Annotated in this window: 13 protein-coding genes; 11 read left to right on the top strand and 2 right to left on the bottom strand. The window is 48.6% G+C overall.

The genetic code is table 11. The annotated features are described in order from the left end of the window. The coding region (tnpB, locus tag BM017_RS28620; protein WP_139216894.1) for an IS66 family insertion sequence element accessory protein TnpB at positions 1-243 on the bottom strand (243 nt) is incomplete at its 3' end. Positions 244-539: 296 nt separating this feature from the next. On the opposite strand from tnpB, the gene BM017_RS28615 reads away from it, so the two are divergent. The 11 genes from BM017_RS28615 (at position 540) to BM017_RS29025 (ending at position 7,409) form a co-directional block, all read left to right on the top strand. Continuing rightward, on the top strand, positions 540-773 hold the full coding sequence (locus BM017_RS28615; RefSeq protein ID WP_092250874.1) for a hypothetical protein: 234 nt from the start codon (positions 540-542) through the stop codon (positions 771-773). 455 nt (positions 774-1,228) lie between these two features. Next, positions 1,229-1,753, top strand: coding sequence for a hypothetical protein (locus tag BM017_RS28610; RefSeq protein WP_092250865.1), 525 nt, complete (start codon positions 1,229-1,231; stop codon positions 1,751-1,753). A gap of 304 nt (positions 1,754-2,057) precedes the next feature. Continuing rightward, on the top strand, positions 2,058-2,312 hold the full coding sequence (locus BM017_RS28605) for a hypothetical protein (protein ID WP_256575708.1): 255 nt from the start codon (positions 2,058-2,060) through the stop codon (positions 2,310-2,312). A gap of 308 nt (positions 2,313-2,620) precedes the next feature. Continuing rightward, positions 2,621-3,295 carry a hypothetical protein gene (locus BM017_RS28600; RefSeq protein ID WP_092250871.1) on the top strand — a complete coding sequence of 225 codons (675 nt, stop codon included), beginning with the start codon at positions 2,621-2,623 and terminating at the stop codon, positions 3,293-3,295. A 114-nt stretch (positions 3,296-3,409) separates the two neighbouring features. Beyond that, the gene (locus BM017_RS28595) at positions 3,410-3,799 is read left to right on the top strand and encodes a hypothetical protein (protein ID WP_256575705.1); all 390 of its coding nucleotides are present in this window, start codon (positions 3,410-3,412) and stop codon (positions 3,797-3,799) included. A 308-nt stretch (positions 3,800-4,107) separates the two neighbouring features. Further along, a complete protein-coding gene (locus BM017_RS28590) occupies positions 4,108-4,782 on the top strand; it encodes a hypothetical protein (protein WP_092250868.1) in 675 nt (224 codons plus the stop codon). A 435-nt stretch (positions 4,783-5,217) separates the two neighbouring features. Beyond that, a complete protein-coding gene (locus BM017_RS28585; RefSeq protein ID WP_071490199.1) occupies positions 5,218-5,580 on the top strand; it encodes a hypothetical protein in 363 nt (120 codons plus the stop codon). Beyond that, positions 5,546-5,857 (top strand): hypothetical protein, encoded by a 312-nt coding sequence (locus BM017_RS29030; RefSeq protein ID WP_139216893.1) that lies wholly within the window; start codon positions 5,546-5,548, stop codon positions 5,855-5,857. Before BM017_RS28585 ends, BM017_RS29030 begins: the two co-directional genes overlap by 35 nt. 183 nt (positions 5,858-6,040) lie before the next feature. Further along, a complete protein-coding gene (locus BM017_RS28580) occupies positions 6,041-6,622 on the top strand; it encodes a tetratricopeptide repeat protein (RefSeq protein WP_071490198.1) in 582 nt (193 codons plus the stop codon). Positions 6,623-6,762: 140 nt separating this feature from the next. Continuing rightward, positions 6,763-7,008 (top strand): hypothetical protein, encoded by a 246-nt coding sequence (locus BM017_RS28575; RefSeq protein WP_175531773.1) that lies wholly within the window; start codon positions 6,763-6,765, stop codon positions 7,006-7,008. Then, positions 7,005-7,409: a hypothetical protein gene (locus tag BM017_RS29025; RefSeq protein WP_130898115.1), complete on the top strand. Its 405-nt coding sequence runs from the start codon at positions 7,005-7,007 to the stop codon at positions 7,407-7,409. Before BM017_RS28575 ends, BM017_RS29025 begins: the two co-directional genes overlap by 4 nt. A 693-nt stretch (positions 7,410-8,102) precedes the next feature. Here the strand turns inward: BM017_RS29025 and BM017_RS28565 are convergent. Then, positions 8,103-8,409: Tc toxin subunit A-related protein (locus BM017_RS28565; protein WP_170856133.1), on the bottom strand; the 307-nt coding region annotated here is incomplete at its 5' end.

The raw sequence follows: 8,409 nt of genomic DNA, 5'->3' as shown, positions 1-8,409 counted from the left end.
GGGCGAGGTTTTGAAACGCTCGGATTCCAGGCGCTTGAGCCAAAGACAGAAGCCGTTGCGCTCCCAATAGAGGATTTTCACCCGGTTGCGGGAGCGATTCAGAAAAACGAAAAGTACCGGGTCGAAGACGGCCACCTTGATATCCAGCTCGACCAGGGCGGCCAGGCCGTCGATGGATTTTCGGAAGTCCACGGACTTGGGGTAAAGGTAAACTTTTTCGACTTTGGCGTCGGGACGCATCATGAGGTGCTGGCTCCAGAAAGAGATCGGGAGCGCAGCATCGGGCTTCAATGGGCGGCTTTGAATGTGTGGGTGATGGATCGGTTACAGTTGAAGAGCGTCTGGCTGTTGAAGCGGGTGCTCAGCGTATCCAGGACCGCTTGGTTATAGGCCTGTTCCCGTTCTGTTTGAACCGGTTAATGGGGTCTGACCCTGGGGAGTCACGTTGTTAGGCACGAAAACCCCGTTTGGTACGGCGCTAGGTGTGTATGTCGGCGGAGTGGGTTATAAGGGCTACGGCTTTTACGAGGAGGCTAAGGGTGACGATTAGTAAGTTGATGTTCTCGGCAATAATGGCGGCGGGTGTTTTAGTCGTAATGCTTTCCATAGGATGCCTGCTGGCATTGTTGCCAGTCCTGTTTATTTCTGCAGGGTTTGAGGTGGAATTTGATGTGGTATTTGTATGGTTGGGAATGCCATTCTCGATTTTTTTTGCGTTAAGTTGGTTTTATAAGTATGCAGACTTCGCAAAATCAATCATCTTTAGGCATTAGTGAGTCCCGTTTCTGTTAGCAACGCATGGGGTAAAGCGGGCTTGGCGAAAAGGCCGTTGACTATTGTACTCAGCGTCCAAAGCGACAGTTGAAAGATGAGGCGTTCCGGAAAGTCTATACCGTTGAATCGTCACGCCGCATGGTAAATAAATCAAAAAAGCAGACGGACTCTGAGGGATCCCCACACATTCACCCTAAGCCCCGGAGAGCGATCTTGAATCTGCTCTGCTGGCGAAGTCTTAGGCTTGGCGAGGTCGGTGCGCGGAGTCTCGGTGACTCGAATGATGAGCGGGCGTTGCGCGTTGTGCTAACGCTTTTAAAAGCTAGAGAGGAGTCGATTGTTATTCACAGGTTTCAAGCCTGGAACGATAACCAGCTATCAGCAGTATTATGATAAGCAGGGAAGTCGGTTAAAATATGAAGCTGGGGAATGGAAAAACTGGGAGTGATGGTGAATGACTTTATTAGTTTCTGATCTTATGGCTGAGTTGAGTCCTGGCTTGAGTGCGGCTGGTTTTTATTTGGGCGAAGATTTTTCCTGTGTTCAGGAAAAAATTGGCGCTGTGGAGTGGTACGACTCAAACTCCGCTCTTAATAAAATTTTGCTCGAAAGTTCAGGTTGGATTGGCGTTCGAACGGCGGTGGGCTCCGCCATCGGTATAGGTGCAGTCGTGGAGTCTTTCAGCTATCGGAATGACTGGGTTTCATTGGATTTTGGGGAGGGCAATAAGCTATATAGGATAGTGGTTGGTAGAGGCTATCAAGGGAAGTTTAAAGTGGTTATGCCTGGCAGTGACCTACTGCTGCTTGAGGATTTTTACGAGTTGGATTTTAATGAAGTGGATGATGAGTTTCTGATTATTGAAAATGGTGAATATATAGAGGGGATTAGCTTTATTACCGACTATAGAGCACCCTTGGAGTATGAGTCTAATCAGAAGATCGAATTGATATCGGTGCATGACTGGTCGTTTCAATAGAAGTAACTTTGAACCAAGTATACTGGGGCGATCAAATAAAGAGTTTAAACGGCGTCAGAATCCGCGCAGTAAGACCCCGCGTAGTAAATGGGGTCTGACCCTGAGGAGTCCTTGTTGGCCACAGCCGACACGGCGGCTACGCCACCGCATCGTCAGGGGCTACCGAACGGGCATCAGATAGGTAATTCGCCACTGCATGCAGGCTCATCAGAGTCGATAGGGCAGACGGTCAACGTCACGCCCAGCGCATGTACGATCACCAGCGAAAATAGGGGGCAGACCCTGAGGGATCCCGGTGGTGGTGATGGATGCGAAGTCTTCGGTGAATAATGGCGTGAGTAAGGCCGGTACGCCGCATGGGGACCCGAGGACGCGGTTGGAGGGGCAGCTGGGTAATAAATCAATTGCTGACTCTGATCCTGCCTTACGTGATGCTTTGCAAGCGGAGTTGGACTCAGGAAAAGCCAAGGTTCAAGGTTTAACAGTCAAAGTCGGTGTTCCCGACCCCGGTAAAACAGGTGTAGCAGAATTTAAGGTGGAACCATGGACCAAGAAGTAATTCAGTGCGAGCGCTCGGGCGTAAACCCAAAATGGCCCTCCTACAAAAGTGTGCTGGTGCGCATAGCCAAGGGACCACACGTCTCAGATGAATACGAGTTGAACGGCATCCGTGAATATGTTGAGCGCGGTGATGCATTTGCGAAGCCATCAATGCCTGTACCGAATAGTGACAACGTTACGCGTAGTAGCTCTGAATGGATGGCCGTTACACGAGCCCACAAGGTATTGGCAACCGCACCAGATAATCCGCAATGGCTTCTGGAATTGGCCCATTGGCTGCGCTATTACCAAGTAGGCATTTGGCAGTTGTTCTTCTGGGCGGGCCAGTTCGACATTATTGCCAAAGCGGCAGGCAATGATCGACGGCGCCAGAACTACAGCATCCAAACCGCCACTAATATGATGGCCGCTATGGCGATGTTAGGCTGGAAGGATGCCGTCATCCATCAGGGCTATCTCACCCATGCGGCTCTCAACCGTGGGCATCAATTAGTGATTGAGTACGAGGAGCAACACCGCCGCGCCCAAGCCTTTATGCTGCGTGTGTTTGCCGATTGGGTGGGCGATGTCTCGCATCAATGGCCTGCTTATGCTTACGACGAACCCATCTATGAAGCCTTGTTGGCCAAGTGGCGCACTCCCTGCCCCGACGACCTGATGCCCAGCCTGTTGGCCGCGTGTGACCGCCACACTTGGCAAACCGGCAAAGAGAGCCAGAAGAATTCCTACGACTTCAATCAGGATTGGCACTTGGAGCGCGTGCCCGTGGAAATTCTCTATATCTTGCGCCTGCGCCAGTGGGAAGGTTTAGCCAATCCGCAGAAGATTGATCATCCGCTGCTGACCGCGCCCTTTGACCAATTGCCGCCCGAGCAGCCTGTGCCTGAGTTGGACGAGTTGATGCAAGGTGTACTCAACCGTGCCAGAGAAGACTGGCCAAATTACGATGACGTGCTGTCTTTGCCAGCGCTGAAAGGTTGAATACGAGAAAGGGACAGATTTATTTGTTATTCATTTGCTATGGCTGAATAGAAAATAAATCTGTCCCACTTTTTTATTCCCAATTGGAAGACCGGTTCGCTTGTAAATGATGGGGTGTTGGGCGAGCAACTGGCCCTTCAAACCCTCAATGGAAAAACCGGCCTCAATTTCAAGCCATTGCAGAACGGTAGCAACCACGGCTGTGATGGCTGCGCGGTGGCGATCAATGGCGATACGATTACCGTGGTAGTGATGGATGCGAAGTCTTCGGTGAATGGCGTGAGTAAGGCCGGTACGCCGCACGGAGATCCGGCGACGAGGTTGAGAGGGTGGTTGGGTAATAGCTCAATTGCCGATTCGGACCCAGCATTACGTGATGCTTTGCGAGCAGCGCTGCGTTCTGAAAACGTCAAAGTCCAAGGCGTGACCGTCAAAGTCGGTGTTCCTGCCCCCGGAAAAACAGGTGTAGCAGAATTTAAGGTGGAACCATGGTCCAAGAAATAATTCAGTGCGAGCGCTCGGGCGTAAACCCGAAATGGCCTTCTTACAAAAGTGTGCTGGGGCGCATAGCCAAGGGGCCACATGTCTCGGATGAATATGAGATAGCCGGTATTCGCGAGTACGTTACCCGCGAGGATGCTTCGCCGAAGCTTTCAATGATGGTTCCAAACAGAAACAATGCAACAGATGCTCGTGCAGAATGGATGTCGGTGACAAGGGCTCACAAAGTACTTGCCACTGCAACGGGAAACCCGCGATGGCTTTCCGAATTGACACACTGGATGCGTTACTACCAGGTAGGTATTTGGCAATTGTTTTTTTGGGCGGAGCAGTTTGACGTTTTGGCTAAAGCCGTAGGTAATGACAGACGCCAACAAAACTACAGTATCCAAACCGCTGCCAACATGATGGCCGCTATGGCGATTCTGGGCTGGAAGGAAGCTGTCATCCACCAAGGCTATTTGACCCATGCGGCGCTCAACCGTGGTCATCAACTGGTCATCGAGTATGAAGAGGAGCACCGCCGCGCCCAAGCCTTTATGCTGCGTGTGTTTGCCGATTGGGTGGGCGATGTCTCGCATCAATGGCCTGCTTATGCTTACGACGAACCCATCTACGAAGCCTTGTTGGCCAAGTGGCGCACTCCCTGCCCCGACGACCTGATGCCCTGTCTGTTGGCCGCGTGTGACCGCCACACTTGGCAAACCGGCAAAGAGAGCCAGAAGAATTCCTACGACTTCAATCAGGATTGGCACTTGGAGCGCGTGCCCGTGGAAATTCTCTATATCTTGCGCCTGCGCCAGTGGGAAGGTTTAGCCAATCCGCAGAAGATTGATCATCCGCTGCTGACCGCGCCCTTTGACCAATTGCCGCCCGAGCAGCCAGTGCCTGAGTTGGACAAGTTGATGCAAGGTGTGCTCAAGCGCGCAAGGGAAGACTGGCCGCAGTACGATGAAGTGCTGTCTTTGCCAGCATTGAAGGGTTGAACAGGTGCAAAAGCCACAGCGGGTTCTGTAGACAAGCAAGCGATGCCTAGTTTTTCCAATCAATTCCCAGATCATCCAACCGTTGTTATAACGCTAATCTCAGATACAAAATTGACCCAAAGCGCAGAAAGATATAGCTAAGTCGTTCTTCAGGATGGTCAGTTAGTGAACGGGCGAAGGTTTAATGATGTAGGTGGTGGTCACATTGACCTAGCGAATGGCAAACCCGTTGTTGCTGCGGGATAAGTAAAATTGTGAGCGGAAAAGTTAAATGTATTGATAATGCATAAGCATACTATGACCCCTCTGGTCGGGCTGCTCAAGCCGCAGCAGAAGAAGCTTTTTCTAAAAAAGGGTTTGAAATGGGAGAGGAATATATAGAAAAGTCTGGGTGCCAGATTCTGGCAATTCCAGAAAAGGTGTTTGGGGGGCGAAATGAATGACGTCATTAAAGAGTTTGATGAGCTTTGTGATATAGCTATAGCCGCTTTTGGTGAAGAGCTAGATATTACCTATGAGAGGTCCTTGATAAATATTTTGGAATTTGTAAAAAAACATCCTGGCTGTAAAGAATATTTCATAAATAGATTTAAGTTGATTTTAGTGTCTCGGGGGTCTCCATTTGAAGTTGTGGCATTTTGCATGCGTGAGCTTCAGTGGCCCGAAATTAAAGAATTTGTCATTTCAAACATGAATCCTTCTGAGGACCCTCGTAGTGAGGCCCTACAAAGTACATTAACCGCATACGACGAACGTTGGCCTGATGCGGATCTTTACAGTTACTATGGTGGGGATTAATGGGTCCAAAGCAACTGGTGGCGCTGTCAGAAAGTTAGATGATCTAGCTACTAGTGGCTTAAGTTCAGCGTCAAACCTGCTAAGTGGAACAGGTCTTGGTGGTTTCAAGGTCGACTCAAGTGCAGGCGACATCACTGCTATAAATTCACAGTTTGGCAGTTTGGTTTCATTCAGAGAAATTGATACGGCTATTGCAGATGCTGCCAATTATGATGGTTTTTATAAAGAAAGCGGGTTCAATGATCAGGGGTATTACTGGCGGGCATCTTTTTGGTAATGGAAATAAATGGACTGCTGTTGAAGTGGTTGAGCAGCTGAATGTAAAAACGGTGTGGATGGCCCGCCAAAGCAAATTATTTGGAATGTTGTGGATAAGGGGTAAATGGGGTCTGATCCCAATTAGTCCCAGTAAATGGCGGCTGACCCTGAGCAGTCCCGTTAGAGTAGTTGGAGAGTAGCTGTGAACGAGTCTGATTTTAATGATGTTAAGAGACAACTGATTCGGTACCTCTCAACCGGGCTTGTCGAAAATGCAATAGAATATTTCAAGGCCTGCTCGCATTCACTGTCTGATTCTGCATGTGCTGAATGTTTAGGTGATATATGTTTCTATCAGCGTGACTTTGGTCAGGCTATTAAGCATTATGAAGTCGCTACCCAGTTGGCCCCTGATCAAGTCATAGCTCGATATCTTTTCCTTGCAGGCGTATCGAATGAGCGTGCGTCAAATGTTGTCGACGCATTCAAGTATTATCAGGCCGCCATTGAAGCCGAACCTTCATTTGTCGATACGTATCTTGAACTAGGTGCGATGTTGGTTAAGGTGGGAGATCTTGAAGGCGCCTTGCAGTGTTATGAGGATGCTATGAAAATAAAGCCTACAGACTTGGCTATTCATGAAAGTCTGGTGTCGATTTTGGGGGAGCTTCACAAGCGCACTCCGGAAAAATATGCTGATAAGTATTTAGGGGTCAACGCGGAAACTGAAAAAGTTAAGCATTCCGGAACGTCGACACCCTCGAACCGTCACGCTGCGTGGTAAGTAAAATTGATAAAGGGGATCCTAAACGGGGCGGATTTATTGAGTTTGAGGTAGGTGACGAAACGAATCGAGTGATGATGCTGTATCTAATTCGGGCCGACAATCGCCTTGCGCTGAATGGCGGGTTGATGGGGTAAATGGTGTCTGACCCTGAGGGATCCCGACCAAGTCAAGTTCCATCAGATTACGTAATGATTGACGGGAAGAAAGTTATCGCAAACACTAGGAGTTCAACTGCTTTGATAGAGGCAGGCGTTCCTAAAAATCCATGGTATGGAACCAATAAGACAGGAATAAAGGCATATGATAACTTGACCTTTGATGATTTGGTAAGGCAACAGCTTAATAACAACTACGGCGGCTCTGTAGATAAGGCTAGAAAATGATTGAAAAAATTAAATTGTCAAATCCTAGGCAACTGCTTGATCTCGATCAGTTGTTGCCTGGTGGCGGTGAAAATAGATTTGAGATTTTTTATTCGGGAACAACTCTTGAATTGGATGTTTATTATGATGATGAGAATTCAAGTGCTGGAGAGATTAAAAAGAGTATTCGTTTCTTAAAGGTTTCATATTTTTTAAAGCAGCCATTTCCCGGTTATAGTTTTTTTAGTTGTAAGGATGATGGTGATATTTCAATGCTTGGGTCTCTTGTTGAATATGGATATTCAGATATTATAGCCATGCAGCAGGGCAAAGAGCTTTCAAGTGGTGACAAGCATTACAGGCTATTTCTGCATTCTGTAGGTGTTGCGTTATATGTAGTTGCAAAATCAGTAGAGGTTTGAGTTTGTGAGGTGGTAAGTTGTTGAAGGTAGGGTGTGTTCACGTGATTTAAGCATGTATAAAAGGCCTGATTTCTTGGTGTTAGTGGTTAGGCTTTGTAAGTGTTAAGGGCTGTTTCTTGTTTGTTTTTGGGGTCTTGTACCGTTGTATGGGAGAGGAAAAGTTGTCGTTGGGGAATTCTGTCTATCTATTATCTTCGATAATAAAGTTACGCGGTACGTGATTGGTTGACCAAGTGTTGTTTTCGGCCCGAAAGAATTTGAAACTGCTTGGATCAATTCGTAGTCTAGAACTTGTCCCTCTTTAGCTGCCCCTCAATTAGTAAAGCAATTTTCGCCCAACCTTCTGTATCTAGCTTAATGCCGAAGGTTACTCGGTAACTGACAGAGGGCGCCTCCTTTTCCTACAGGTCATTGAAAAGTCCTGCTTTGACAAGCCCCTCCAACCCGACTAACTTTCCTAGCGTGACGCACTCATGCGACCCACGCTATGCAGCTAACCTATTTTCTGCGCCACATTTCGTCGTGGCCCCAGTGCGCCTAACAGCTAGCAAGTGACTGTTAATCATTGGCTTCCTGGTTCGAGTCCAGGTCGTGGAGCCAGATAGCGACATAAAGAGAAGCCTGCAGAGATGCAGGTTTTTTTTGCCTTGGTTTCTCCTTGGCTATCAACGCGTCCAGTCTGGCAAGCCGGTACTAGGGCTGTGAAACTGTGGCGGTGCGAGGCACGGCTGCTTGGCGAATCGTGTAGCGAATATGCAGGATAACGTCCGTCAGGCTTATCAGTAGCTCGCGTTGACGCGTCGTGGCGTTCGGAAATGACAGCACGAAGACGCCCTCGTTGATCGGTATACCTTCGAACGGGAAATACTTGCCGTCATTGAAATCAAGTTGGAACTGGCCATTGTCATCAAGCCCGTGGGACAACGCTATCGCCTTGCAGCCGTCAGCGAGCGAATGGGTGGAGGCATACTGAAGCACTGCTTGGACCTCCTGGTAAGGG

The organism is Pseudomonas sp. NFPP04 (genome assembly GCF_900113815.1).
Taxonomy (GTDB): Bacteria; Pseudomonadota; Gammaproteobacteria; order Pseudomonadales; family Pseudomonadaceae; genus Aquipseudomonas; species Aquipseudomonas extremorientalis.
This window is presented reverse-complemented; position numbering and strand designations above follow the sequence as displayed.